The sequence below is a fragment of the Corynebacterium freneyi genome (assembly GCF_030408835.1).
Taxonomy (GTDB): Bacteria; Actinomycetota; Actinomycetes; order Mycobacteriales; family Mycobacteriaceae; genus Corynebacterium; species Corynebacterium freneyi.
In genome coordinates this window covers 1,625,652-1,652,514 of the sequence record NZ_CP047357.1, presented here as the reverse complement: position 1 = coordinate 1,652,514, position 26,863 = coordinate 1,625,652, and the positions used below count along the sequence as shown (strand labels likewise).

The following is a 26,863-nucleotide window of genomic DNA, read 5'->3' as shown; positions in this document are numbered from 1 at the left end:
GAGGAGATGGCTAGGCCTCCACCTCGGAACGGTCACCGGACCACAGGGTGTGGAACGAGCCCTCCTTGTCCACGCGGCGGTAGGTGTGCGCGCCGAAGTAATCGCGCTGGCCCTGGATCAGGGCGGCGGGCAGACGCTCGGCGCGCAGGGCGTCGTAGTACGCCAACGACGACGAGAACACCGGGGTCGGCAGACCCATGCGGGTGGCGGTGACCACCACGTCGCGCCACGCGTCCAGGCACTCGGAAACCTGGTCGCGGAAGTACGGGTCCAGCAGCAGGGCCGGCAGCTCCGGGTTGCGGTCGTAGGCCTCCTTGATGCGGTTGAGGAAGCGGGCGCGGATGATGCAGCCGCCGCGCCAGATGGTGGCCAGCGCACCGCGGTCGATGTCCCAGCCGTACTCCGCGGCGCCGGCGTTGATCTCGTCGAAGCCCTGCGAGTAGGCCACGATCTTCGAGGCGTAGAGGGCCCGGCGGACCTTCTCGATGAACTCGTCGCGATTCTCGGGGCCACCGGTGACCGTGCCGGAGGGCAGGTCGCGGGCGGCGGCGCGCTGGTCCAGCGACGACGACAGGGCGCGGGCGAAGACCGCCTCGCCGATGCCGGTGGTCGGGATGCCCAGATCCAGGGCGGCCTTGACGGTCCAGCGGCCGGTGCCCTTCTGGCCGGCGGCGTCGACGATGACGTCGACCAGCGGCTTGCCGGTCTCCGCGTCGACCTGCGAAAGCACCTCGGCGGTGATCTCCACCAGGTAGGAGTCCAGGTCGCCGGCGTTCCACTCTCGGAAGACGTCGGCGATCTCGGCCGGGGACATGCCCGCGGCGTCGCGCAGCAGCTGGTATGCCTCTCCGATGACCTGCATGTCGGCGTACTCGATGCCGTTGTGGACCATCTTGACGAAGTGGCCGGCGCCGTCGGTGGAAATGTGGGTGCAGCACGGCACGCCGTCGACGTGCGCGGACACGGACTCCAGCAGCGGGCCGAGGGACTCGTAGGACTCGGCGGGGCCGCCCGGCATGATCGACGGGCCGTTGAGGGCGCCCTCCTCGCCGCCGGAGATCCCGGCGCCGACGTAGTGCAGACCGCGGGCGCGGATGGCCTTCTCGCGGCGGATGGTGTCGGTGTACAGCGAGTTTCCGCCGTCGATGATGATGTCGCCTTCCTCCATCGCATCGGCGAGCTGCTCGATGACGGCGTCGGTGGCGGGGCCGGCCTGCACCATGATCAGGGCGCGGCGGGGGCGCTCCAACGAGGCGACGAAGTCCTCGATGGTCTCCGACGGCACGAACGACCCTTCGTCGCCGTGCTCGGCGATGAGGGCGCGGGTCTTCTCGGGGCTGCGGTTGTACACCGCGACGGTGTGGCCGTTGCGGGCGAAGTTGCGGGCGATGTTGGAGCCCATGACGGCCAGGCCGACGACGCCGATTTGTGCTTGCTGCTTCTCGTTGTCCATGCCCGTCAGTGTAAGCGCACGAGCGGATCGGCACGCCGGTCCGGGCGGCGATTGTTCGGGTTGCGGGAAAAACGCCACGGTCGCCGTCGCCGTCGGTATCCTCCGGGAAAGTACGTTTGCTTGACGACGCCCACCACAAGGAAAGAGGTACCGACGATGGTCATGCCCCCGGAGAAGTTCCGCGTGTACGGAAAGCTGATGAAGATCGCCGGCGAGCGGGTGCTCACCGACGAGGAAATCGCCGAGCTCAACACCGTGATCGAGGGCGACGTCGAGGCGGCCGGCCTCGATGCGCATCTGGGCACCACCTACGTCGCCGTCGGCCCGCGCATGATGAGCATGCGCCTGGAATTCGGCCCCGAGCACCTGCAACCGTGGGGCGTCGGCCATGGCGGCGTGTACGCGGCCGTCGGCGAGTCCTGCGGTTCCGTCGCCGGTTTCATCGCCGCCGGCGCCGACCGCCCCGTCGTCGGCGTGAACAATTCGACGGATTTCTACCGCTCGGCGAAGACCGGTGACGTGATGATCTCCACCGCGACGCCCGTGCACCTGGGCCGGACCTCGCAGGTGTGGGAAATCCGGCACGTCCGCGAGGCCGACGGCAAGCTGCTGTCGCGCACCAACCTGCGGCTCGCGGTGCTCCCGGCGGGCCAGAACCCGGGCGAATAACCCGGGCGCGCAATCCGGGTAGCGGGCGGCCCGCCTCGAGCGGTTACGACAGCAGCTGATCGCGGGCCAGGTCACGGTAGAGCGCCGACGACTCCATCAGCTCCGCGTGGGTGCCCGTGGCGCGGACCCGACCGGCGTCCACGACGACGATCTGGTCGGCGTCGGCGACCGTGGCCAAACGGTGGGCGACGATGATCACCGTCCGACGGCGTGAGGCGGTGCCGATGGCCTCCTGCAGCGCCCGTTCGTTGCGGGAATCGAGGGAGGCCGTCGGTTCGTCGAGAAGCAGGATCGGCCGATCCGCCAGCAACGCCCGCGCGATGGCCAGACGCTGACGCTCTCCGCCGGACAGCCCGATGCCGCGATCGCCGACCGTGGCGTCCAGGCCGTCGTCGTGGGCGTCGATGCGGTCGAGGAGATTGACCGCGGCCAGCGCGTCGCGGCACCTATCGTCGACGACGTCGCCGAGGCCGAGCGTCAGATTCGAGCGGATGGTGCCGGCCAGAATCGGGACGGACTGCTCGACGTAGGCGATGTGGCTGCGGAGTTCGGCGCGGTCGAGGTCACGCACGTCCGCGCCGCCGACCCGGACCACGCCGTGGCGGGGATCGTGCAGACGCTCGATGAGCGCGAGAATCGTCGACTTTCCGGCGCCCGACGGGCCGACGAGCGCCGTCGTGCGGCCCGCGTCTGCGGCGAAGGAGACGCCGTCGAGCACGCGGTCGCGGGGGCCGCGCGGGGTTCCGGATTCGTCGGGGGTTCCGGGTTTCCCTGGGCCCGGTGTGCGGCCGGCAGGATCCAGCTCGTCGTCGTGGGAAAATACGACGTCGTCGAATTCGACGGCGGGCACGGCACCGGACAGGTCGGGTGCTGCGCCGGGGACGGGGGAATCGGCGGCGTCCTCGGTGGGTTCGGCCATGACCTGGTCGATGCGGGCCAGCGCACCCAGGGCGGCGGCGACCGACGTGATGGCGCCGAAAAGCTGGCCGATCGGCATCATCAGCATGAACAGGAACATCAGGAAGGCCATGAGGTCTGCCACCGACAGTTCCCCCGCGGCCACCCGCGCGCCGCCCAGGCCCAGGACCATGAGGAACGCGACCTGGATGGCCAGGCCGCTCATCGGCCACAGGAACGCCTCCAACCGCACCGACCGCAGCGACGCGCGCCAGGCGCGATCGGCGTCGGCCTTCAGCGACGCCGCCTCGGACTCCGTGGCGCCGGCCGTGCGGACGGCGACGATCGCCGACAACGCGCGTTCGACCCCCGACGACATTGCGCCGGTCGACTCGCTGACCCGGCGCGACAGCTCCTGGATCTTTCCGGAGGCCGCGGCGACGGTGATCGCCGCTCCCGTGAGGACCGCCAGCGCGACGGCGAAGAGGACCGGGTCGTACCAGATCATGGCCGCGGCCGAACCGACGATGATGAGGACGCCGCCGAGGGCGTCGACGATGCCGCCGGTAAGCGCCGTCCGCACCGAGTCCGTGTCCGCCGCGACGCGCGAGACCAGATCACCCGTGCGATGGCGACCGTACGCCGAGGCGGGCAGTCGCAGCAGACGGTCGAGCAGCGAGTGGCGCAGGGAACGGACCATGGTCTCCGCGGTGCGCCCGAGCAGATATTGCTGCGCCGCTCCGACCACCGACGTCAACAGCACCACGGCGACGAGGCCGAAGATGAACGGCGCCAGCGCGGAACCGGCGCCCACCGAGTCGATGATGCGGTTGACCAACAGCGGCTGCACCAGCGAAGCCAGGGCCCCGATCACCGACAGCGCCACCACCGCGACCAACGCGGCCCGGGATTGCCGCACGTGTTCCCGCAGAATGCCGACGCCCCGCCTCAGGGTGAGGCGGGGCGTGGGGGAGGAGTTCGTCATGGACTCCGATCCTACAGTCCGGTCGTCATCGGAAATCCGTGGACGCTGCGCCGGAATCCGGGGCGTGCGGGGCTACTTGTCGCCGCCCTCGATCTCGCCGGCGTCCTTCTTGTCGCGGATGCCGGTGTCGTCGCCGGTCAGCTCGACGAGGCGGTCGATGGCGGTGCGCGCGTACATCTGCTGGCGGGTCGACACCAGCTGGTAGCGGTCGCGGGTGAGCACGTTGAGGCCCCAGCTGATGACGGAGACCAGGCGGTTGCGGAAACCGACCAGGAACATCAGGTGCACGGCCAGCCACAGGAACCAGCCCAGGAAGCCGGTGACCTCGACCTTGCCCATCTTCACCACGGCGGCGAAGCGGGACACGGTGGCCATGGAGCCCTTGTCGAAGTAATCGAACGGCTCGCGGGTCGGGTTCTCGGCGACCTCGCCGTCCTCGGTCTCGGCCTTGATGAGCTCGGCGGCGTACTCGCCGCCCTGAATGGCCACCTGGGCCACGCCCGGCAGACCGTCGAGGGCCATCATGTCGCCGACGACGAACACGTTCTTGTGCTCGCCGACGGTCAGGTCCGGGTTGACCGGAACACGGCCGGCGCGGTCGCATTCGACGCCGCACTGGTCGGCGATGATCTTGCCCAGCGGGGACGCCGAGACGCCGGCGGACCAGATCTTGCAGTAGGACGGGATGGTCTCGACGGTGCCGTCCTTGGCGTTCTTGTAGGTGACTCCATGCTCGTTGACGTCGGTGACCATCGCGTTGAGCTTGACGTTGACGCCGAGCTTCTCCAGCTGCTTCTGGGCGTTGCGGCCCAGTCGCTTGCCGAACGGCGGCAGCACCTGCGGGGCGCCGTCGAGCAGGATGACGCGTGCGGCGTGCGGGTTGTAGCTGCGGTACGACGACGTCAGGGTGCGGTTGGCCAGCTCGGCGAGCTGTCCGGCCAGCTCCACGCCGGTCGGGCCGGCGCCGACGACGACGAAGGTCAGCAGGCGCTCGCGCTCGGCCGGATCGGTGGCGACCTCGGCGTGCTCGAACGACGCGATGATGCGGGAACGGATCTCCAGGGCGTCGTCGATGGTCTTCATGCCCGGGGCGTACTTGGCGAAGTGGTCGTTGCCGAAGTAGCCCTGGCCCGCGCCGGCGGCGACGAGGAGGTAGTCGTACTCCCAGTCCTGCACGCGGTCGCCCAGCTTGGAGGTGACGGTCTGCGCCTCGACGTCGATGTCGGTGACGTCGCCCTTGACCACGCGGACGTTCTGCACGCCGTCGAAGATCTGGCGGGTCGGCGGGGCGATCTCGCCGGAGGAGAGGATGCCCGTGGCCACCTGGTACAGCAGCGGCTGGAAGAGGTGGTGGTTCGTACGGTCGATGAGCGTGACGTCGACGTTCTCATCCTTGAGCTTCTTGGCGGCGAAGAGGCCACCGAAGCCCGCCCCGACGATGACGACGTGCGGTCGTCCGGTACGCGGACGGTAGGGCGTCTCGGTCATGAGAAAATCTCCTCGAAAATTCGTACATGGGTGTTGGTACGCGGTCATGATAGTGCTTGCGGTGCGCCGCCGCCTATTTGGCCGCGTCGGCCGGTAGCCTGGCCCGCATGGCCGAAAACGAGGGGAGGAGCGCCGCAATGAGCGTGGACCGTTTCTCCGTCGACGCCGAGCGGTGGCCGGGGGTTGCGCGAGTGCCCGATGGTCCGCTGCTGGGCAAGCGCGCCGACCTGGCGCGCATGTCGTTTCGCCGTGCCTGCGCCCGGTACGGCGTGGAGATCGACGGGCCCGGTTCGGCGACGATCGGCATCCGGGACTCGGATGCCATGTTCCGCCGCATCGCCGAGGCGGACTGGGTCGGCTTGGGCGAGTCTTTTCTGGCGGGCGAGTGGGAATCGGACACGTTGCCACGGACGTTGGCGGCGCTTTTCGACGCCGGCCTTGACGTCGGTGCGGAGGGCCGGGTCGGCAGGGGCCTGCGCAAGCTGTCGGGTCGCCGCCCCACGCCGCGCGCGACGGGGCCGGGCGGCGAATTGCCCGCGTCGCTCATCGAATTGTTCGCCGGCCCGGCGTTGACCGGCGGCTCGGCGCTGTTCGCCTCGGGTGCCCGGACCACGTCGCTGGAGGAGATTCCCAATCAGGCGCAGGGGGCCGGCCGCGGTGGAGCGCCGGCGCACTGGAAGGTCGACGTCACCCGCATCGACGCTCCCGAGGGCGTCATCCGCGCGGATCTGCCGGAGGCGCAGGCCCGGCGCGTCGACCGAATGCTCGACCTGGCCCGCGTCCGCGCCGGAGATCGCGTGTTGGAGTGGCCGTCGTCGGGCGGTGAGCTGGCGCTTCGGGCGGCCGACCGAGGCGCCTCGGCCGATGTTCTGGCCATCTCCGACGATCACGCCAACGTCGTCGGCACGCGCGCCGCGGAGGCGGGCCTGGCCGGTCCCGTCCGCGTGTTGCGGGCGGACGAGGTGATTCCTTCGCCGCGCGACTTCGACGGCGACTACGAGGCCATCTTCAACGTCGAGCGGTTGGAGACCTTCGGCCTCGACGGCATCCGCCGCTGGCTGCGCGGCGCCGAACGGGTTCTCGCCGACCGGGGGACCATCGTGGTGCAGATGGCGGTGGCCGGCGACCGCTTCGACGACTCCGCCGGAGCGGCGCTGGATCTGGTGCGCTCCTACGTGTGGCCCGCGCTGTACTACCCGACGTTGGACGAGTTTCGGCGCATCGTCGACCGCGACACCGGGCTGCGCATCCTCTCCGAGTCGCACCTGCCCGCCCATTACGACCGCACGCTCGAACTGTGGCGCGAGCTTTTCGCCGCCCACTCCCGCGAGGCCGCCGGGCTCGGCTACGACCGCGTCTACCGGCGCCTGTGGGACTTCCACCTGGCCCTGCAGCAGGCGCTCGTCGCCTCCGGCCGCACGGACATGGTGCAGCTCGAACTCATGGCCAAGCCCCGCAAACGCCGCTGATCCCCACGGGGCAGCCACCCGTCCGCACCATTCGCAACCGTTGATCGCGTCGACCCGGGTTCTCGGGTGCTCGGGTGCTTGAGCCGCTCGCCCCTGCGCGGATGTCCCGGCCGCTCGGGCCGCTCGCGACCGCGCGGGTGCCCACGCCGAACTAGTTTCGTCGTAAAGCAAACTTGGTCGCGCCAATCGGGATAATCTCGCCGCATGGAAACCACCGCGGAGCAGACCACCACGACGCAGACCAGCTCGTCGAAGAAGCAACAGCCCCTCATCGTCGTCGGCGCGGGCCTGGCCGGCCTCGTCGCAGCCTACGAGGCGCAGCGCACCGGCCGGAAGGTCATCATCGTCGACCAGGAAAACGAGGCCAACCTCGGCGGCCAGGCGTTCTGGTCCCTCGGCGGCATCTTCCTCATCGACTCGCCCGAACAGCGCCGCCTGAAGGTCAAGGACTCGCGCGAACTGGCCCGATCCGACTGGTTCGGCTCCGCCGCCTTCGACCGCGACGACGACCACTGGCCCGGCAAGTGGGCCGAGGCCTACCTCGACTTCGCCGCCGGCGAAAAGCGCGAATACCTGCGCAGCCTCGGCGTGAAATTCCTGCCCATCGTCGGCTGGGCCGAACGCGGCGACGGGTCCGCCGACGGCCACGGCAACTCCGTGCCCCGCTTCCACCTGACGTGGGGCACCGGCCCGGAGATCGTCCGCGTCTTCGCCGAACCGCTCAAGGCCGCCGCCGACGAGGGCCGCGTCGAATTCCACCACCGCCACCGCGTCGACGAAATCATCATGGAGGACGGCCGGGCCGTGGGCGTGCGCGGCCGCATCCTCGTGCCGTGCGACGACCTGCCCCGCGGCGTCGCCTCCCCGCGCGAGGAGGTCGGCGAGACCTTCGAGATCCGCGGCGGCGCCGTGCTCATCTCCACCGGCGGCGTCGGCGGCAACCTCGACGCGGTGCGCCGCTGCTGGCCGGAGGAGCGCCTCGGCGCCATGCCGGACGACATGGTGGTCGGCGTGCCCGCCCACGTCGACGGCCGCGGCATCGACATCGCCGGCGAGGCGGGCGCGCACCTGATCAACCGCGACCGCATGTGGCACTACACCGAGGGCATGGCCAACTGGGATCCGATCTGGCCCGGCCACGGCATCCGCATCATCCCCGGTCCGTCGTCGCTGTGGTTCGACGCGGAGGGCAACCGCCTGCCGGCGCCGCTGATTCCGGGTGCGGACACCGTCGCCACCATGAAGCACATCCTGGCCACCGGCCACGGGTACTCGTGGTTCGTGCTCAACGGAGCGATCGTGGCCAAGGAGTTCCTGTTCTCGGGTTCGGAGCAGAACCCCGACCTGACGGACAAGGAGGTGAAGAAGCTGGTGGGCAAGGTCACCTCGGGTATTCCGGAGCCGGTGCGCAAGTTCATGGACAACGGCGAGGACTGGGTCATCGCCGAGACGCTCGAGGAGCTGGTGGCGGGAATGAACCGCGTCGCGGGCGTCCCGGAGGAGGTGCTCGAGGGCAAGACCGATTCGGGTCAAGGTTCTTCGCTTGACGACGGCCAGTCGTCCGACGAAGCCGCCGAAGCTTCCTCCGACGCCGATGAAACTCCGGACGCCGATGCCACCTCGGACGACGCAACCGGGGAGGACGCCGAGGCGTCGTCAAGCCCCGTGCCGGTCCTCGACGTCGACCACATCCGCCGCCAGATCGAGGCGCGCGACCGGCAGACCGCCAACGCGTTTTCGAAGGACTACCAGGTCAACTACGTCCATGTCGCGCGGAAGTTCCTCGGCGACAAGATCGTGCGTTCCGTGCCGCAGAAGCCGATCCTCGACCCGAACGAGGGGCCGCTCATCGCCGTGCGGCTGCGCATGCTCACGCGCAAGACCCTCGGCGGCATCGAAACCGACCTCGACGGCCGCGCCCTGCGGGAGGACGGCACGCCCATCGAGGGCCTCTTCGCCGCGGGCGAGGCATCCGGATTCGGTGGTGGCGGCATGCACGGCAGCAACGCGCTGGAGGGCACGTTCCTCGGCGGCTGCATCTTCAGCGGCATGCGCGCCGGCCGTGGCATGGCCCGGGCCACCGGTTGGACCGACTAGGTGGCCTGTCCCGGTGGGTGCGGGGGCGCTTACCCGCGTCCTTTAACGCTCTTGCGGCGGGCTAGTCCAGGCCGAGGGAGAACGCCGCCTCGAGGTCGTGGCGGGAGTAGGCGCGGAACGCCAGCTGGGTTTCGGTGCGGATGACGCCGTCGACCTTCGAAATGCCGCCGGGGATGATCTCGGCGAGCTTTTCGTGGTCGGAGGTGCGCACCATCGCGATGAGGTCCCAGTCGCCGGTGATGGAGTACACCTCGGTGACGCCGTCGATGTTGACGATGGCCTCCGCCGCCTCGGGGATCAGGTCGGCCTCGACGTCGATGTGGACAATGGCGGTGGTCAGCGACATGTGATCTCCTCGTGTGCTTCGGATGGCGGTCGGTGCGCCGGCGCGCCCCGTACCCGGTCGATGATACGCGGGTGGTTATGCTGACCGGCGTGAAGAAGGTCGAGGGGGACGCCGGGGCCCCGCGCTGTGTTCCGGGCTTTGCGACGGGCCTGAGCGACGGCATTCCCATCGCGTTGGGATATTTCACCGTGTCCATCGCGTTCGGGTTGGCGGCCGCGGCGGTTGGTTTTCCCACGGTGGGGTTGGCGTTGATGTCGGCGACGAATCTGTCATCGTCGGGCCAGTTCGCCGGCGTGGCGGTGGTGGCCGGCGGCACGATCATCGAGTTGGCGTTGACGACCCTGCTGGTCAATCTGCGGTACGTGCTGATGAGCATGTCGTTGTCGCAGCGGTTGGAGCCGGGGACGTCGACGGTGGGGCGGTTGGTCGTCGCCTATGGGGTCACCGACGAGATTTTCGCCGTCGAGCTGGGCCATCGCGTGGTGCGGGCGCGGTATGCGGCGGGTTTGATGGCGTTGCCGATTCTCGGGTGGACGTCGGGCACGGTCGTCGGCGCGTTGGCGGGGGAGGTGTTGCCCGAGTCGCTGGCGGGGCCGATGGGGGTGTTGTTGTATGCGATGTTCACGGCGACGGTGGTGCCGGCGGTGAAGCGGTCGCGTCCGGTGGCGATCGTCGCGGTCATCGCGGCGGCTGCCAGCGCGGTGCTGTTTTACGCGCCGATGACGTCGGAGCTGCAGGCGGGCTGGCGCATCATCATCGCGACGGTGGTTGCGTCGGCGTGCGGGGCGTGGCTGTTTCCTCGCGGCACGGGGCTTGACGACGGCCCGTCGTCGACTTCCCGCCGCGGGGGAGCGGGCGCCGGCATGACCGGTTCGGCGGGCGCGACCGAGGGGAGGATACGGCCGTGATCGATCCGTGGTTGGCGGTGGCGGTGATGTTCGTCGTCACCTACGCGTTGCGCGCGCTGCCGTTGTTGCTGGTGCGCGGGGAGCTGCGCAATCGGCGGTTGCGCACGTTCCTGGAGTTCACGCCGTATGCGGTGCTCACGGCGATGACGTTGCCGGCGGTCGTCCACGCCACGGCGAATTGGTATTCGGGGGCGGCGGGCATGGCGGCGGCGGTGCTGCTCGCGTGGCGGGGCATGTCGTTGATGCCGGTGGCGATGGGGACGGCGGCGACGGTGTGGGTCGTGGAGATGGCGGCCGGGCTGTTGTGAGTCTGCATTTTCCGTCGTTCGCGGGTAGAAACGGTGACATGGCTAACACCGCGTTCAAGGGAACCCCCGTCCACCTGTCCGGCGATCTGCCCGCCGTCGGCGAGAAGGCCCCGGCCTTCACCGTCGTGGGCACCGACCTCGCGGACGTCAATTCCGCTGATCTGGTCGGCAAGCGCGTCGTGCTCAACATCTTCCCGTCGGTCGACACCGGCGTGTGCGCCGCCTCGGTGCGTCGTTTCAACGAGCTCGCCGCCGATCTGGGCGACACCACCGTCGTCAACGTTTCTCGTGACCTTCCGTTCGCGCTCGACCGTTTCTGCGGTGCGGAGGGCATCGAGAACGTCTCGGCCGCCTCCGACTTCCGTCATGGTTTCGGCGAGTCCTACGGCGTCGTGCAGCAGGATGGTCCGCTGTCGGGTCTGCTCGCCCGCGCGGTCGTCGTCCTCGACGCCGACGGCACGGTCCTGTACACCCAGCTCGTCGACGAGATCACCGAGGAGCCGGATTACGACGCCGCCCTGGCCGCCCTGAAGTAGGGTTCTTCCGCTTTACGACGCCCCGTCCACCTCGCGTTCACCGTGGTGGGCGGTTTTCGCGTGTCCGGCGAACCGCGCTCCACATGGGCGTCGTCAAGCACCGAAGCTGAATATTCGCACCGAAACCGGAACTGGTTCGCTGACACGAACCTTCACTTGGATAAGGTCGACCTTGAGAGACATTCACATACGACGCGCCGCCCGCACCCCGGGGGCGCATGACGAAAGGAGGTGCGGATGTCCGCGAACGTGGTTGGACTCGCTCTGCTGCTGCTGGCGCTGATGCTGTTCATCGGCAAGGTCATGCGCATCCGGATGAAGGTGACGCAGCAACTGTTCCTGCCCGCCTCGATCATGGGCGGTTTCCTCGCCCTGCTGCTCGGTCCCGAGGTCTTCGGCCTGCTCGGAGGGTCCATCGATGGTGGCGTCGGCGAATTCATTCAGGAAGGCGGCGTGTTCGGTTCCGACGTTCTCGCCGTCTGGAAGACCCTGCCCGGCCTGATGATTTCCGTCGTCTTCGCGACGCTGTTCCTGGGGCAGAAGCTGCCCGGGCCGAAGTCGGTGTACAACCTGGCCGGGCCGCAGCTGGCGGTCGGCGTGGCGTTCGCCTCCGGCCAGTACGTCGTCGGCCTGCTGCTCGCCGTCGCGGTTCTGGTGCCGTTGTTCGGCATGACTCCGATGGCCGGCGCGCTCATCGAGATCGGCTTCGAGGGCGGCCACGGCACCGCGGCCGGCATGGTCTCCGTCTTCGAGGAGCTGGGCTGGTCGGAGGGCGGTGACCTCGCGCTCGCCATCGCCACGGTCGGCTTGGTCGGCGGCATCGTCATCGGCGTCGGCGTGATCAACTGGGCCATCCGCACCGGCCGCACGGAGGTCGTCACCGAGGTCAAGGACCGCTCCATCGCCGAGCAGCGCGGCCTGTTCCGCAGGGACGAGCAGTACACCGCGGGCACGATGACGTCGCGCCCGTCGTCGATCGAGCCGCTGTCGCTGCACGTCGCGTTCGTGGCGGTGGCGATCCTCATCGGCGTGGTCCTGCTGGAGGGCATCCAGTGGATCGAGCAGGTGCTGTGGGCGGACACCGTCGAGCTGCTGAAGTTCGTTCCGCTGTTCCCGCTGGCCATGATCGGCGGCATCATCCTGCAGCTGGGCCTGAACAAGATCGGCTACGGCCACCTCATCGACGCCGGCATCATGCTGCGCATCCAGGGTCTGGCGCTGGATCTGCTGATCGTGGCGGCGCTGGCGACGATTTCGCTGGAGGCCATCGCGGACAACATGTGGACGTTCGTCCTGCTGTGCGTGGCGGGCATCGTGCTCAACGTGTTCCTGCTGTTGTGGATGGTGCCGAAGACCATTCCGTCTTACTGGCTGGAGCGCGGCATCGGCGACTTCGGCCAGTCGATGGGTGTTACGGCCACGGGTCTGATCCTCATGCGCATCGTCGACCCGGAGGGCAAGTCGCCGGCGTTCGAGGCGTTCGGTTACAAGCAGCTGGTGTTCGAGCCGTTCTTCGGCGGTGGCCTGATCACCGCGTTGTCGGTGCCGATCATCTTCCAGTTCGGCCCGTATCCGCTGCTGATCGCCATGGCGGTGCTGTTCGTGGCGTCCCTGGCGTGGGGTCTGCTGTTCTGGGGCAAGAAGGACAGTGATCCGCACGTGGACAAGCTGGTCAAGGAGAAGGAGCAGGCGTCCGACGGGTCGCCGGATCCGGTGTAACCGTTTCGGTTGCTTGACGACGAACCGGCCCGCACATCATGTGATGTGCGGGCCGGTTTTCGCGTGGTGGACGCCGTTGCGGGCGCCTACTTGGCGGTGGCCTCGCGGACCTCGCCGACGAGCTCCTCGATGACGTCCTCGAAGGCGATGATGCCGGCGTAGCGGTGCGCATCGCCGACCACAGGGGAGTCTGCATCGGCTCGGGCGTCGTCGACGTCGTCGGCGCCACCGGATCGGCGGGCCGTCGGAGGGGCCTTGCCGGGTTCGACGGGACCGAGGACCTCGGCCTGCTCGACGAGGGCGAAGTGCGCTTGATCGCGCTGCATGGTGCGCATGACCTTCTGCAGCTTCTCGTCGGATCGAATGCGGGAGGGCACGCGGATGAGCATGTCCGGCAGCGGCAGGTCGCGGACCTCGGCCGGCAGGCGAATGGCGTCCTTGACGTGGACGTAGCCCACGCATTCGCCGTCATCCATCACCGGATACCGGGAAAAACCGGTCTCGGCGCACAGGGCCTCCAGCTCCGCGGGCGTTACCTCGCGGGTCACGGTGACCAGCGAATCCGGCGGGAGCAACACGTCGGCGGCGGTCAGCTTCTCGAAGGTCAGCGCCCCCTGCAGCAGGGAGATCTCGTCGTCGTCAAGCAAACCCTGCCGCCCCGACTCCGCGACGAAGTCCTGGACCTGCGCCGACGTGAAGGTCGAATCGACCTCGTCCTTCGGCGTCGCCTTGAACAGGGTGCGGACCGAAAAATTCGCCGTGTGGTTCATCAAGGCGATGAACGGGCGCATGACCACGACGAAAACGTGCAACGGCACCGCGATGACCGCCGCGGTGGTCGGGGGCTTGGCGATGGCGATGTTCTTCGGCACCATCTCGCCGAGCACCATGTGCAGGAACGTCACGATGAGCAACGCGATGACCAGAGCGATCGGATGTACCAGACTCTCGGGCACGCCCAGGCTGCGGAACGGCGCCTCGATCAGCGACGCGATGGCCGGTTCGCCGACCGAACCGATGATCAGCGAACACGCCGTGATGCCCAGCTGCGTCGCCGCGAGCTGCACCGAGACATTCTCGATGCCGCGCAGCGCATACTTCGCCCCGGGGCGGCCGGCCAGCGCCATCGGCTCGACCTGGTCGCGGCGCGCCGACACCATGGCGAACTCCGCCGCGACGAAGAAGGCGTTTAGGGCGAGCATGGCCACGAGGACGATGATTGCCATTGTGGTGGACATTTACGCGTTCTCCTTCCTCGTCACGGTGACGCGGACGCGGCCCACGCGGCGGCGGGCCATTTTCTGCACGCGCAGCTCGACTTCCGCCGTCGTGGGCAGGTCGTCTTCGTCCCGATTGACGTGGTCGAGGGCGTCGACCCGGACGACGTCGCCGACATGCGCCATGCGGTCGAGCTTTTCGGTGATCAGGCCGCCGATGGTGTCGGATTCCTCGCCTTCCGGGAGGTCGAGGTCGATGAGGTCGCCGAGCTCGTCGGGGCGCATGAGACCGGAGATGAGCATCGTGGAGTCGTCGATCCGGTGGTGGAGGCGGACCCCTCCGTCCTGCTCGTCGTCGATCTCCCCGACGATTTCCTCGACGAGGTCCTCCAACGTGACGATGCCGGCGGTGCCGCCGTACTCGTCGACGACGACGGCCAGCTGCGTCGGGGTTTCCCGCAGTTCACGCATGAGCGGGTCGAGGGTCATCGACTCGGAGACGACGTGCACCGGTTCCGCCACGGACGCTGCCGGGGTGGTGGCGCGCTCGTCGTAGGGGACGCCGAGCAGACGGTTGTAGTGGATGACGCCGGTGACGTCGTCGACGTTGTCCGAGAAGATGGGGAAGCGGGCGTGGCCGGTTTCCGCGACGGCGTCGAGCGCCTGCGCCACCGTCTCGTCTTCGATGAAGCGGACGCGGGGGCGCGGGGTCATGACGTCGGCCGCGGTGCGGTCACCGAACTCGATGGAGCGTGCGACGAGCTCCGCGGTGGAGGCGACCAGCGTGCCCTCGTCTCCGGAGCGCGAAACCACGGCAAGCAGTTCCTCGGCGGTGCGGGCGGAGGCGGCTTCCTCTTCGGGGGTGAAACCGAGCCAGCGCAGGATGCGGTTGGCGGAACCGTTGAGGATCTTCACCAGCCAGCCGAACAGGAACATGAACACGTTCTGCGGGCGCACGACCAGGTCGGCGACGCGCATCGGCTGGGCGATGGCCCAGTTCTTGGGAACGAGTTCGCCGAACACCATCTGCGTGAAGGTGACCAGGATGAACGCGCCCGTCGTGGATATGGCGGTGACCATGCCATCACCGAGACCGGTCAACCCGAACCCCTCGCGGAGGAGCACGCCGACGGACGGGCCGGTGAGGAATCCGGCGACGAGACTGGAGACGGTGATGCCCAGCTGCGCGCCGGACAGGTTCGTCGAAGTCTTCGTCAGCGCCTTGTCGACGAGCGCCGCGGTCTTGTCGCCGCCGTCGATGCGTCGCTGCAGGTCATTGCGGTTGACGGTGAGGTAGGAGAACTCGACGGCGACGAACAACGCGTTGGCGAGGATCAGCGCGATGAGTGCGATCAGGAGGATTACCGCGGACCAGAGCATCGGCGCTCACCCCCTGCCGCGCCGATCGGGGAGTCCGTCGCGTGGACGGAGCCGGGACTTCGGGATGGCTCGGCCGCGCAGGAGTCGTCCGTGGACTCCGCGGGCGTATGCTTCTTTTCGGAACGCACTGAAGGCATGAGTCGATTTTATAGGTTTGCGTACGGTGCGCACACCGGTGAAGGAGACTTTTCCGGTGATGCCGAGCTGAGATATCCCCGGGGGACACGCCGAATCCCCCGGGTCGGTCAAGCACGCGGATGGGGGCGGTCAGGCACGGGAATGGAGCAAAACCCCCAGGTCAATCGGGGACGTCAATCGAGGATGGGGACGCGAATGGTGCCCGTCAGGTAGTGGGCGGCGTGGCCGGAGATGCGGATGCGGTCGCCGTCCGATTCGAGCTGGAGGACGCCGCCGCGGGCGGAGGCCTGGTGGGCGGTGAGCCGGTCACGGCCGAGTGCGTCGAACCAGTACGGGCCGAGGACGCAGTGGGCGGAACCCGTCACGGGGTCCTCGTCGACGCCGATGGACGGCGCGAAGTAGCGGCTGACGACGTCGTGATCGGCGTCGGGACCGCCCGTGATGGCCGTGGCGTCGGCGGTGACCATGATGCCGTGGTCGGCGATGCGGGCCACCGCCGCGAAGTCGGGGGAGAGCGGTCGAATGAGTTCGGGGGAGTCGACGACCACCAGCAGTTTGGTTCGCCCCGATCCGGTGTCGACGATCGATGTCGCGTCGATGCCCAAGGCGCCCGCGATGGCGTCGCGCGAGGGGCCGTCGTCGAGGACAGTGGGCACGTCGGCGGGGAAGTCGAGCGTGAACAGGTCGTCGCCGCCGTTCGTGCCTCGGGTGCGGGTGACGGTGAGCCATCCCGACAGGGTCCAGAACTCGAGACGGTCCGGGGACGGGGCGGGGTCGTCGTCACGCGCATCATCGCCGTCGCAGGCACCGGCATGCCAGCAGCCGGCGTCGGCGGCGGCGAAGAGGTGGGCGGCCGAAGCCAGGGTCGCGTGGCCGCACAGATCGACCTCGACGGACGGCGTGAACCATCGCAGATGATGGGCGGGCGCAGCCGACGGGGCCGACGGCGCGTCGTCGGGAATGCGACCGACGAGAAACGCGGTCTCCGAAAGATTGTTCTCCGCCGCAATGGCCTGCAACGTCGCATCCGACGGCCACTCCGACAGGTGCACGACCGCCGCCGGGTTGCCGCCGAAGACGCGGTCCGTGAAAGCGTCGACCTGTGCGATCTCCAGGTCCAGATGGCGCGGTGCGTGGTCCTTCGATTCGGTCATGGCACGAGGCTAGCAACGGACTCGGATGCGACGGGCGTGGGTGGCGATCCCGCGAGTGCAAGGTGTGGCTGCGCCGGCTGCCGATGCGCCGGACGTGGCGCCGCGAGCGGGGAGAACCCCAATGCCTGGAATGTCATAATGTATATTATCGGACATCTGACGAAAGGGGCGCTTGCCTGCGGGGGTTCTTGCTGTGGGTTCCTGCTCCCGGTGCACGCGCTGTCCGGCGCGTGTTGTCCGGTGAACGCGCTGTCCGGTGCGTGTGCCACCCCGTGTCGCCCCGAGCGCTCGGCGACGTCCCGCGTGTCCGTCGTCTAGCGTGCGCGGCTTTCCGTGTCTTCGTCTGCGACGTTGGCCGCCGCGCCGTACGGAACGCCGGCGTGGTCCGCCGCGGTGCGCACGGCGATCTCCTCGCGCAGTCGCTTCGTCTGCCACACCGTCAGCGCCATGAGTCCCGCCCCGATCGCGACGAGCAACCACATCTGCTTCCAGGCGACGAAAAGAATGAAGACGATCAGCAGTGCCATGCGAACCCGGCGTGCGAGGAGCATCTTCTCGTACATGTGACTCTCTTTCGTCGAAAAGCGGCTGACTCCGCCCCATGGGGCCGTTTGGAGACTATACCGGAGCCGCTCCGCAAAACGTCACTGTGACGAAATGTCAAAGCCCTGGAGTGGATTCGGGATCCGCTCCAGGGCTTCCGACGGCTTTTCTCCGGGCCGTCCGACTTCGTCTCGGCCGTCTACTCGGCCTCGACCTTGCGCAAGACGATGCGCAGATTCAGCTCGCCGTTTTCGTCGACCGACGCCGCGACGAAGTCAGGCGTGCGCACGTTGTAGTCCAGGCGGTTGAACTCGTACGTGCCGGACATGAGCACGTGATCGCCGTGGCGCATCACCAGCATCGGAACGACGACGTCATTGGTCACGCCGCGAATGGTCATGCGGCCCGGCACCTCGACCGTGACGGCCGTGCCATCATCCGGCACGTGCGACAGGTCCGTCTCCTCGGCCACCTCGAACTTGGCCTCCGGGTACGCCTCCGTGGTGAAGATGGTGTCGCGGACGTTGTTGTCGCGCTTCATGTCGTCGGACTTCAGCGTCTCCATGTCCACGACGATCGAACCCGACTGCAGCGTGTCGTCGGCGATTTCGAACGTGCCGGTCACGTCGTGGGTCGAGCCCGACGTCGTGCGGCTGCTGCCCGGCAGCAACTCGTCGAACGTGTAGCCCACCGACGTGCTCGTCCCGGCGCCCGACCGCGCGACTTCCCACGTGCCGTTGCGGTCCGTCGTGGCCGGCTGGACGTTTTCGGTGTCCACGCCACCGGTGCGCACGCCCTCCGAGGTGATGACCCGGTACAACACGGGGCCGACGATGACGATCGCCAGAGCGACCACCGCCACCGCCACCAACGTCACGATCGACTTCTTCATGCCCGAATTCATACCGGACATGGTATCCCGTCGGTTCCCGGCAAGCGCCATCGTCCCCGCAGTGCAGTACGTTTGTCTCGGAATTCAATGCGATCAAAGTGCGGATCCGGCGGCCGCATCACTCCACGATCAGATGCCCTGTCCGGCGATCAGCGGAAATGCTCCAGCTCGCGGGCCTTGACCACCAGCTCGCGACACATGGCCGCCACCTCCGAGGCATCGGCGCCCTCGCCCACGGCCGTCTCCACGTCCTCGGCGGCGCAACGCAGCTCGAACAACCCGTCACGCAGCGCCGCCAGCCGCCCATCCGACAGTCCGGTCCCCTGCTCCCCCGCCCCCGCGGCACCGCCGCCCGCCACTGCGGCTCCGGCTTCGGCACGCCGGTGTTCGTAGGCCCGCTGGCGGCACGTCTGGTCGCAGTATTTGCGGCGACGACCGCGGGGCGACAGGGCGATCTCCCTGCCGCACCATTCGCAATGGCCGGAGTCTTTGAGTGTCACGCCCGGATTATGGCACGTCCCGCACCCAGGGGATATAATCGAGGGTCACCGATTCCCATTCCCGAGCATTTGGAAGAAGGGCCGCCACACATGGCAGATCGAGTTCTCCGCGGTAGCCGCATGGGCGCCGTCTCCTACGAGACGGACCGCGACCACGACCTCGCCCCCCGCCGCATGGTCCGCTACGAGACCGAAGACGGCATTTTCGAGGTCCCCTTCGCCGAGGATGCCGAGATCCCCGGCGAGTGGCTGTGCAAGAACGGCCAGATGGGCAAGCTCGTCGAGGGCGAGGGCACCGAGTCCAAGCCGGTCAAGCCGCCGCGCACCCACTGGGACATGCTCCGCGAGCGTCGCTCCCTCGAGGAGCTCGACGTCCTGCTCGACGAGCGCATCGACCTGCTGCGCAAGCGCCGCCGCAACGCCGCGCGCCTGCTCAAGCAGCAGCAGGAGGCGGAGGCCGCCGAGGCCCAGGGCAAGTAACCCACCTGCCCCGGCGGGCGCCCGCACCCCCTTGCGCACGCCGTACGTGCTTTACGACGATTCGACCCGGAAGACCACATGGCCTTCCGGGTCGAATCGTCGTCAAGCGAAAACCGGTGCGACACCGCCGCACCCTGCGGCAACGGCGCGCTAGAACCGCTTCTTGATGGAGTGCCGGGCCAGACGCCCGATCTCGCCGGCGATGTCGCGGACCTGACCCGCCCGGTACCCCAGACCCCACGACGTCACCGCGGTCAACGAATCGGTGACGAAACTGCCCGACAACTTCGACTCGCCGTACACGCGCTCGGTGAACGTGATGGGCACCTCGCGGACGTCGAAACCGGCCCGCACCGTCTTCCAGCCGATCTCCGTCTGGAACAGGTACGCCTCCTTGCCGATGGAGTCGAGATCCAACGTCTCCAACACCTCACGGCGAAATGCGCGGTACCCTGCAGTGATGTCGCGGATGCCGGCACCCAACAGCAGCGAAATGTACAGGTTGCCGCCACGCGACAAGATCTTCCGCGACGCCGGCCAATTCACCGTCGAACCACCCGGCACGTAGCGCGAACCGATCACCAGATCCGCCCCCGCGTCGATCTCGTCGAGAAGCAGGTGCAGCTGCTCCGGGGCATGCGACCCATCGGCGTCCATCTCGCACAGCACCTGGTAATCCCGCTCCAGCCCCCACGCGAAACCGGCCCGATACGCGCCCCACAGGCCGCCCTTGCCCTCGCGATGCAGGACGTGGATGTGCTCCGGCGCCTCGGCGGCGAGCTCGTCGGCGACGTCGCCGGTGCCGTCCGGGGAGGAATCGTCGACGACGAGGACGTGCACGTCCGGCTGCGCCGCACGCAGACGACCGACGATGAGCGGCAGGTTCTCCCGCTCGTTGAACGTCGGAATGATGACGAGGGTGCTGTCACTCGGCTTGGACACTATCGCTCCTTATGGGAATCCTGCTGGTGCTCGGCCTCGCGGGCCGCGGACGCCGCGCCCATGGCACGACGCACGGCTGCGATCAGCGCGAACGCGGCGAGGGCGACGATGGCCCACTCCATCGTCCCACCATACCGGGCGGCCGGGGTGAGATGATCCCGCAGCGGCAGGTCGGCCGTGAGCACCTGCTGCTCGAAGATCCCCGTCTCCTGCTCCACCGTCCCGTCGGGGGCGACGATGGCGCTGACGCCGCTGGTCGCGGCCACGATGACGGCGCGGTCGAACTCGATGGCCCGCATCCGGCTCATCGCCAGCTGCTGGTACGTCATGTCGGTGTACCCGAAGGTGGCGTTGTTCGTCGGGGTGGCCAGGATCGTCGCGCCGTTGTTCACCGCGTCGCGGAACGCCGGGTCGAACACGACCTCGTAGCAGGTGGCGATGCCCAGGCCGATCGAGTCGATCTCGATGACCCCGTCGCCGGAGCCGGGCGTCATGTCGCCGGCGCGGTCGACCAGCGGCGTGATGTGCCGCAGCAGATCGCGAAACGGCATCGTTTCGCCGAAGGGCTGCAGGTAGATCTTCTCGTGGCGCCCGCCGTCGACGGGCCCGGTGTCGGGGTCCCACAGCACCATCGTGTTCTGAACGCCGTCGTCGTAGGTGAAGGTGCCCACGATGATCGGGGCGTCGATGTCCTTCGCCGCCGCGTCGATGATCCGCGCCGCCTCCGCGTCGGTGAACGGGCTGACGTCCGACGAGTTCTCCGGCCACACCACCAGGTCCGGCCGCGGTTCGACGCCGTCGCGCACCCGTGCGGCCAGGTCGCGCGTCGCGTTGGCGTGGTTTTCCAGCACGGCCCGCCGCTGCGCATTGAAATCCATGCCCAGCCGCGGCACGTTGCCCTGCACCGCCGCGATGCGCACCGTGTCGACGTCCTCGCCCGTCGCCGGCTGCGCCACCACGCCGATGGCCAGCGGCACCAGGATCAGCACGGCGCCCGTCACCCATTGCTTGACGACGACCGACGCGACCCCCGCAGCGGCCACCACCGCCAAAAAACCGACGAACGCCACTCCACCGAGGACGGCGGCGTCGTCAAGCGGACCACCGATCTGCCCCCAACCGACCCGCAACCACGGGAAACCGCCGAACGGCCACCGCGCCAACAACGCCTCGCCCGCCAACAGCGCCGCCGCCGCGCCCACCGCCCGGGCAGGCCACGGCAGGTCCGCGCCGAGAATGAACCGCGCGAGCAAAATGCCCGGGATCTGCATCAGGCCCAGCGTCACCGACAACGCCACATACGGCATCGCGCCGACGAACTCGGAAATCCACGGCAACGCGATCATCGCCGTCGTGAACCCCCACAACACCGCCATGCCGACGGTGATGCGCCACGACGGCCGGCCGAGCAGCGCGACGAACAACATCGCCACACCGACCCAGCTCAGCCACCACAGGCCCACCGGCTGAAACGACCACGCCACGAAGGCACCGCCGAGCGCCGCGGCGGCGAGACGGAGAATGGCCCGGCCGCGCTCCGAAACATCGATCATCCGCGCGGCTCCCGGCGGTCATCGCGATCGTCGCCCGCGTCGTCGCCGTCGTCGGGTTCCTCGTCATCGGCGGCGGGTTCCTCGTCGATGACCATGTCATCGGAAACACCGCCCGCGGGGCGGCCCCTGAGCTCCTCGTCCTCGCTCGCCCACTCGTCGAGCTCGCTGAGATCATCCGGCACGTCAAACGTGACGCGCTCGCCAGTGCCCCGGTCAAGACGGCGGGGCGCCGAGTCATCGGCCGTCGTAAAGCGGGAACCGAACGGCGCCCCCGGACCCGACGGCGCCGACGGGTCATCGTGGTCGATGACTTCCGCACCATCATCGCCGAAGCACACCCCGTACTGCTGCACCACGAACATGCTCCGCGACCCCGTCCGCTGGAACCACGACGACAACGACGCGCCGCCAACCGAACGGATCAGCCACCTCGTCGGCGGCAGAATCAGCAGCAAACCCAGCACCGCCGTGACGAAGCCCGGCAGCGCCAACAACACGCAGCCCACCATGAGCATCGCCGAATCCACCACCAGCGTTCCCGCCGACGCCAGGGCCTTGCGGGCCTGCTTCTCGCGGTCGGCGGGGCTGGCCGAGGCGCGGGAGGCACGGGCGTCGGCGGTTCCGGTGGAGCCGCCGCCCATCGCCTCTCGCGCGGAGATCGCGTCGTCCATCGCGCGGGCGGTCAGGCGGCGCATCTCCCACGCCGCCGCGACGACGCCGACGGCGAAAAGGCCGATGAGCGCCAGAATCGCCCAACCGAAGCCGATCCACTTCCCCACCGCGACGAACGCGGCGATTTCGACGATGAGATACAGCACGAACAGCGCATTCGACATGAGGCCCAGCCTACCCGCCCAGGTGCCCGCGGCCCGGGTGCCGGCGTGCTCGTCTGTCCGGCGTCGTCGGTGCCCCGGTTTGATACGCACTTAGTCGGCGGATTTGTTGCAGATTTGGGCGAAACTTTCCCGATTTGACGGGCGTTTTGCAACAAATCCGCCGACTAATTGCAGATCAAGATCTAACTGTGGCAGACGTGGCCGGTGTTGCTGGTGTGGCGCGAAATGGGGGCGCGTGATTCCCGCCGAAGTGGTCTGCGGCGCCGTCTGCGGGCCCGGCTGAGGGAGCAACGACCCCGGTGGCAGGCGTGGCCGGTGTTGCTGGTGTGGCGCGAAATGGGGGCGCGGCTTTGTCGGATGGCCAGAAGCGCGGGCCGAGGTCCGAAATGGAGGGGTGGGCGCGGGCATGGATGAGACCCGAGATGCGCGGATGAGGTGAAACGGCGTCGGCGGCGCTCGGCCCCCTCCAGAAGTGCCCCAATTCCCGGAGTGACCCGGAAACCCTGACCGAGGGGAGACACGACTGGAGGAGACTGAGCACCGCCGACCCGCCGACCCGCCGGCGCCCCGACCGCTACCGGTCCTCGAGCTCGCCCTCCGTCTCCAGGAACGCCCGGCGCAGCAGCTCCAGCCGCTCCTCGTCGGGGCTCTCCCACATCTTCCGGTCGGCGGCCTCGAGCAGGCGCTCCGAAATGTCGTGCAGCGCCCACGGGTTCGACTTGTCGAAGAACTCGCGGTTCTCCGGGTTGGCGACGTACTCGTCGGTAAGCGTCTCGTACATCCAGTCGTCCATGACGCCGGTCGTGGCGTCGTAGCCGAACAGGTAATCCACGGTCGCCGCCATCTCGAACGCGCCCTTGTACCCGTGGGCGCGCATGGCGGACATCCACCGCGGGTTGACCACGCGGGCGCGGAACACGCGGCGGGTCTCCTCGTGGAGGGTGCGGGTGCGCACGGCGTCGGGCCGCGTCGAGTCGCCGATGTACGCCTCGGGGTCCTTGCCGGTCAGGGCGCGGACCGTGGCGACCATGCCGCCGTGGAACTGGAAGTAGTCGTCGGAGTCGGCGATGTCGTGCTCGCGGGTGTCGGCGTTCTTCGCGGCGACCTGGATGCGGCGGTAGGCGGTGCGCATCTCGTCGGCGGCGGGCGCTCCGTCGACGCCGCGGCCGTAGGCGTATCCGCCCCAGGTGGTGTACACGGCGGCGAGGTCTTCGTCGTCGCGCCACGACCCGGAGTCGATGAGCTGCAGCAGCCCCGCGCCGTAGGTGCCGGGCTTGGAGCCGAAGATGCGGCGGGGGCGCGGCTGGCCGTCCTGCGCTTCGCCGGTCGCGGCGTCGGCCTTCGCGTGCGCCCGGACGTAGTTGACGTCGTCGGGTTCGTCGAGGCCGGCGACGAGGGCGACGGCGTCGTCAAGCAAGTCGATGACGTGCGGGAACGCGTCGCGGAAGAATCCGGAGATGCGCACGGTGACGTCGATGCGGGGGCGGCCGAGCTCCTCGGCGGGGATGACCTCGAGGCCGGTGATGCGGCGCGACGCCTCGTCCCACACGGGGTGCACGCCGAGCAGCGCGAGAACTTCGGCGATGTCGTCGCCGGAGGTGCGCATGGCGGAGGTGCCCCACACGGACAGGCCGACGGACTTGGGATATTCGCCGTCGTGGTCGGCGCGGAAGCGCTCGATGAGGCCGTCGGCGAGCTGCACGCCGGTTTCCCACGCCAGGCGCGACGGGATGGCCTTCGGGTCGACCGAGTAGAAGTTGCGGCCGGTGGGCAGGACGTTGACCAGGCCGCGCAGCGGCGAGCCGGACGGGCCCGCGGGGATGAAGCCGCCGTCGAGGGCGTGCAGGATGCGGGGGATTTCGCCGGAGGTTTCGGCCAGGCGGGGCAGGATTTCGTCCCGGGTGAATTCCAGGAGCTTGACGACGGTGCCCGCCGCCGACTGGTCCAGCCCGTTGGCGCCGATGACGTCGTCGGCCAGGGAGCCGAGGTCGACGGCCGGGTCGTCGATCAGCGCGGTGACCAGGGTGGTGGCGATGGCGTCGATGCGGTCGACGGTGACGCGGTCGTCGGAGCCGTCCTCGGACAGGCCCAGCGATTCGCGCAGGCCGGGCAGGGTGAATTCGCCGCCCCACAATTGGCGGGCGCGCAGCATGGTGGCGACGGTGCCGGAGAGGTCCTCCCCCGCCGGGGCGTCGCCGAGGATGTGCAGGCCACCGCGGATGGCGGCGTCCTTGATTTCGCACAGCCAGCCGTCGACGTGCATGAGCATGTCGTCGAAGACGTCTTCGTCGGGGCGTTCCTCCCAGCCGAGGTCGCGGTCCATCTGCGCCGCGGAGATGAGCGTCCAGATCTCCTGGCGGATCGCCGGTAGCTTCGCCGGGTCCATGGCGGAGATGTTCTGGTGCTCGTCGAGGAGCTGCTCCAGGCGGGTGATGTCGCCGTAGGACTCGGCGCGGGCCATCGGCGGGATCATGTGGTCGACGAGGGTGGCGTGGGCGCGGCGCTTGGCCTGGGTGCCTTCGCCGGGGTCGTTGACCAGGAAGGGGTAGATCAGCGGCAGTTCGCCGATGGCCTGGTCGGGGCCGCATTCGGCGGACAGGCCGGCGGTTTTGCCGGGCAGCCATTCCATGTTGCCGTGCTTGCCCATGTGGACCACGGCGTCGGCGCCGAAGCCGCCGTCGTCGGCGGGGCGGGCCAGCCAGTGGTAGCAGGCCAGGTAGTGGTGGGTCGGCGGCAGGTCGGGGTCGTGGTAGATGCCGACGGGGTTGTCGCCGAAGCCGCGGGGCGGCTGGACCATGACGACGACGTTGCCGAAGCGCAGTCCCGCGATGTAGATGTCGCGGGTCTTCGGGTGGACGTACAGGGAACCGGGGGCCTCGCCCCAGTGGTCGACCATGGTTTCGCGCAGCTGCCACGGCAGGGTCTCGAAGTGCTCGAGGTACGTGTCGGCGGGCAAGCGCAGTTCATTGGCGGCCATGACCTCTTCGGTCAGCCAGTCCGGGTCCTGGCCGCCGGCGTCGATGATGGCGTGCATGAACGCGTCGGCGGCGGCGGTGCGGGCTTCGGCGTCGCCGGCGGCGGTGGCGGCGACGTAGTCGGTGAAACCGGGGATGGCGGTGACGTCGCCGAGGTCGTAGCCGGCCTCGTCGAGTGCGTGGAGCACCTTCAGCGTCGACGCCGGGGTGTCCAGGCCGACGGCGTTGCCGATGCGGGCGTGCTTGGTCGGGTAGGCCGACAGCATGACGGCGATCTTCTTGTCGGCGTTGTCGACGTGGCGCAGGCGGGCGTGGCGCACGGCGATGCCGGCGAGGCGGTCGCAGCGTTCGAAGTCGGGGACGTAGGTGATCAGGTCGTCGGAGTCGATCTCCTTAAACGAAAACGGCACGGAGATCAGGCGGCCGTCGAATTCGGGCACGGCGATCTGGGTGGCCACGTCCAGGGGCGTGAGGCCCTCGTCGTTGTCCTCCCAGGCCTGGCGGGGCGAGGTCAGGGCCAGGCCCTGGATGATGGGCATGTCCAGTTTCGCCAGGGCCGCGACGTCCCACGTGCCGTCGTCGCCGCCGGCCTGCGCCAGGGCGGGTCGGTTGCCGCCGGCGGCGAGGACGGTGGTGATCAGCGCGTCGCAGGTGCCGAGCTCGGCGATCAGGTCGTCGCCGGCGGTGCGCAGCGAGGCAGCGTAGATGGGCTTTGCGACGGCCCCCCGCTTTTCGATGGCGCTGCACAGGGCGGAGACGTAGGCGGTGTTTCCGGCCAGATGCTGGGCCCGGTAGTAGATCACGCCGATGACCGGTGCGGTCCCGGTGACGTCGGCGGAGGCAGCTGCGTCAATGTCGCCGCCGGCCTTTTCGTCGGTGCGATCGTCGTTGCACTCGTCCAGGGCGGAGCCCCAGTTCCGCTCGAGGTGGCCCCACGCCGGCAGGCGCTTCGGCTCGGCGAAGCCCAGGCCGGTGAACAGCAGCGTGTCCGACAAGAAGTTGTGCAGCTGCGCCAGGTTGTCGGGTCCGCCCTCGGCCAGATACGCGTGGGCGGTGGTGGCGACGTTGGCGGGGACCGTCGAATACTCGGTCAGTTCCGCGTCGGGAGCCTGCTCGCCGGAGACCAACACCGTCGGGATGCCCGAGGCGATGACGGCGTCGATGCCCTCCTCCCACGCCCTGCGGCCGCCGAGCAGGCGGATGACCGCGATGTCGGCGCCGTCGAGAAGCCCCGGCAGATCGTCGTCGAGCAGGCGGGCGGGGTTCGCCCAGCGGTACTCGACGTCCGCCTCCTTCGCCGCAGCGGCCCTGGCGGACAGCAGGTCGGTGTCGGACGTGGACAGCAGCAGAATCATCGCGTCTGCGCCTTTCCCGGGGA

The 26,863-nt window shown here is 68.8% G+C and carries 22 protein-coding genes; 8 read left to right on the top strand and 14 right to left on the bottom strand.

The annotated features are described in order from the left end of the window. Positions 1 to 10 precede the first annotated feature (10 nt). The gene (gene gnd / locus CFREN_RS07430; protein ID WP_209652802.1) at positions 11 to 1,453 is read right to left on the bottom strand and encodes an NADP-dependent phosphogluconate dehydrogenase; all 1,443 of its coding nucleotides are present in this window, start codon (positions 1,451 to 1,453) and stop codon (positions 11 to 13) included. A 156-nt stretch (positions 1,454 to 1,609) separates the two neighbouring features. On the opposite strand from gnd, the gene CFREN_RS07425 reads away from it, so the two are divergent. Then, entirely contained in the window at positions 1,610 to 2,122 is a 513-nt protein-coding gene (locus CFREN_RS07425) for a PaaI family thioesterase (protein WP_070522128.1), read from the top strand. Positions 2,123 to 2,165: 43 nt separating this feature from the next. Here the strand turns inward: CFREN_RS07425 and CFREN_RS07420 are convergent, their stop codons facing one another. Beyond that, positions 2,166 to 4,004 (bottom strand): ABC transporter ATP-binding protein, encoded by a 1,839-nt coding sequence (locus tag CFREN_RS07420; protein ID WP_070522131.1) that lies wholly within the window; start codon positions 4,002 to 4,004, stop codon positions 2,166 to 2,168. Between the two features lie 72 nt (positions 4,005 to 4,076). Then, a complete protein-coding gene (locus CFREN_RS07415) occupies positions 4,077 to 5,492 on the bottom strand; it encodes an NAD(P)/FAD-dependent oxidoreductase (protein WP_070522135.1) in 1,416 nt (471 codons plus the stop codon). Positions 5,493 to 5,599: 107 nt separating this feature from the next. Between CFREN_RS07415 and CFREN_RS07410 the strand changes: the two genes are divergently transcribed. Both CFREN_RS07410 and CFREN_RS07405 read left to right on the top strand, forming a co-directional pair. Beyond that, positions 5,600 to 6,961, top strand: a complete 1,362-nt coding sequence (locus tag CFREN_RS07410) for a class I SAM-dependent methyltransferase (RefSeq protein ID WP_244979519.1) — start codon at positions 5,600 to 5,602, stop codon at positions 6,959 to 6,961. 204 nt (positions 6,962 to 7,165) lie between these two features. Then, entirely contained in the window at positions 7,166 to 9,058 is a 1,893-nt protein-coding gene (locus CFREN_RS07405; protein ID WP_209652804.1) for an FAD-binding dehydrogenase, read from the top strand. 61 nt (positions 9,059 to 9,119) lie between these two features. Here the strand turns inward: CFREN_RS07405 and CFREN_RS07400 are convergent, their stop codons facing one another. Beyond that, the gene (locus CFREN_RS07400) at positions 9,120 to 9,404 is read right to left on the bottom strand and encodes an Lrp/AsnC family transcriptional regulator (protein ID WP_035123702.1); all 285 of its coding nucleotides are present in this window, start codon (positions 9,402 to 9,404) and stop codon (positions 9,120 to 9,122) included. An 89-nt stretch (positions 9,405 to 9,493) separates the two neighbouring features. Between CFREN_RS07400 and CFREN_RS07395 the strand changes: the two genes are divergently transcribed. The 4 genes from CFREN_RS07395 (at position 9,494) to CFREN_RS07380 (ending at position 12,875) form a co-directional block, all read left to right on the top strand. Continuing rightward, on the top strand, positions 9,494 to 10,312 hold the full coding sequence (locus tag CFREN_RS07395) for an AzlC family ABC transporter permease (RefSeq protein WP_209652806.1): 819 nt from the start codon (positions 9,494 to 9,496) through the stop codon (positions 10,310 to 10,312). Continuing rightward, a complete protein-coding gene (locus tag CFREN_RS07390) occupies positions 10,309 to 10,620 on the top strand; it encodes an AzlD domain-containing protein (RefSeq protein WP_209652808.1) in 312 nt (103 codons plus the stop codon). Before CFREN_RS07395 ends, CFREN_RS07390 begins: the two co-directional genes overlap by 4 nt. Before the next feature lie 38 nt (positions 10,621 to 10,658). After that, positions 10,659 to 11,156, top strand: coding sequence for a thiol peroxidase (gene tpx / locus CFREN_RS07385; protein WP_070522144.1), 498 nt, complete (start codon positions 10,659 to 10,661; stop codon positions 11,154 to 11,156). 237 nt (positions 11,157 to 11,393) lie between these two features. Then, positions 11,394 to 12,875 (top strand): sodium/glutamate symporter, encoded by a 1,482-nt coding sequence (locus CFREN_RS07380; RefSeq protein ID WP_070522147.1) that lies wholly within the window; start codon positions 11,394 to 11,396, stop codon positions 12,873 to 12,875. 86 nt (positions 12,876 to 12,961) lie between these two features. On the opposite strand, the gene CFREN_RS07375 is transcribed toward CFREN_RS07380, so the two are convergent. The 6 genes from CFREN_RS07375 to CFREN_RS07350 form a co-directional block, all read right to left on the bottom strand. After that, positions 12,962 to 14,113, bottom strand: a complete 1,152-nt coding sequence (locus CFREN_RS07375) for a hemolysin family protein (RefSeq protein ID WP_083291513.1) — start codon at positions 14,111 to 14,113, stop codon at positions 12,962 to 12,964. Beyond that, positions 14,114 to 15,472, bottom strand: coding sequence for a hemolysin family protein (locus CFREN_RS07370; RefSeq protein WP_209652810.1), 1,359 nt, complete (start codon positions 15,470 to 15,472; stop codon positions 14,114 to 14,116). A gap of 311 nt (positions 15,473 to 15,783) precedes the next feature. After that, positions 15,784 to 16,764 (bottom strand): PhzF family phenazine biosynthesis protein, encoded by a 981-nt coding sequence (locus tag CFREN_RS07365; protein WP_244979520.1) that lies wholly within the window; start codon positions 16,762 to 16,764, stop codon positions 15,784 to 15,786. A 314-nt stretch (positions 16,765 to 17,078) separates the two neighbouring features. Then, on the bottom strand, positions 17,079 to 17,327 hold the full coding sequence (locus CFREN_RS07360) for a hypothetical protein (RefSeq protein WP_209652813.1): 249 nt from the start codon (positions 17,325 to 17,327) through the stop codon (positions 17,079 to 17,081). A gap of 179 nt (positions 17,328 to 17,506) precedes the next feature. Further along, a complete protein-coding gene (locus CFREN_RS07355; protein ID WP_035123710.1) occupies positions 17,507 to 18,211 on the bottom strand; it encodes a YceI family protein in 705 nt (234 codons plus the stop codon). A 137-nt stretch (positions 18,212 to 18,348) separates the two neighbouring features. Further along, the gene (locus CFREN_RS07350) at positions 18,349 to 18,699 is read right to left on the bottom strand and encodes a hypothetical protein (protein ID WP_209652814.1); all 351 of its coding nucleotides are present in this window, start codon (positions 18,697 to 18,699) and stop codon (positions 18,349 to 18,351) included. A 90-nt stretch (positions 18,700 to 18,789) separates the two neighbouring features. On the opposite strand from CFREN_RS07350, the gene CFREN_RS07345 reads away from it, so the two are divergent. Further along, a complete protein-coding gene (locus CFREN_RS07345; protein ID WP_070522162.1) occupies positions 18,790 to 19,179 on the top strand; it encodes an RNA polymerase-binding protein RbpA in 390 nt (129 codons plus the stop codon). A gap of 150 nt (positions 19,180 to 19,329) precedes the next feature. On the opposite strand, the gene CFREN_RS07340 is transcribed toward CFREN_RS07345, so the two are convergent. From CFREN_RS07340 to cobN, 4 genes are all read right to left on the bottom strand, one after another. Then, positions 19,330 to 20,121, bottom strand: a complete 792-nt coding sequence (locus CFREN_RS07340) for a polyprenol monophosphomannose synthase (protein ID WP_209652817.1) — start codon at positions 20,119 to 20,121, stop codon at positions 19,330 to 19,332. Continuing rightward, the gene (lnt, locus tag CFREN_RS07335) at positions 20,121 to 21,674 is read right to left on the bottom strand and encodes an apolipoprotein N-acyltransferase (RefSeq protein WP_209652819.1); all 1,554 of its coding nucleotides are present in this window, start codon (positions 21,672 to 21,674) and stop codon (positions 20,121 to 20,123) included. The genes CFREN_RS07340 and lnt overlap by 1 nt, the downstream gene beginning before the upstream one ends. After that, complete coding sequence (locus tag CFREN_RS07330) at positions 21,671 to 22,510, bottom strand: FxsA family protein (RefSeq protein ID WP_209652821.1); 840 nt, start codon at positions 22,508 to 22,510, stop codon at positions 21,671 to 21,673. Before CFREN_RS07330 ends, lnt begins: the two co-directional genes overlap by 4 nt. 574 nt (positions 22,511 to 23,084) lie before the next feature. Beyond that, positions 23,085 to 26,840, bottom strand: a complete 3,756-nt coding sequence (gene cobN, locus CFREN_RS07325) for a cobaltochelatase subunit CobN (protein ID WP_209652823.1) — start codon at positions 26,838 to 26,840, stop codon at positions 23,085 to 23,087. Positions 26,841 to 26,863 lie beyond the last annotated feature (23 nt).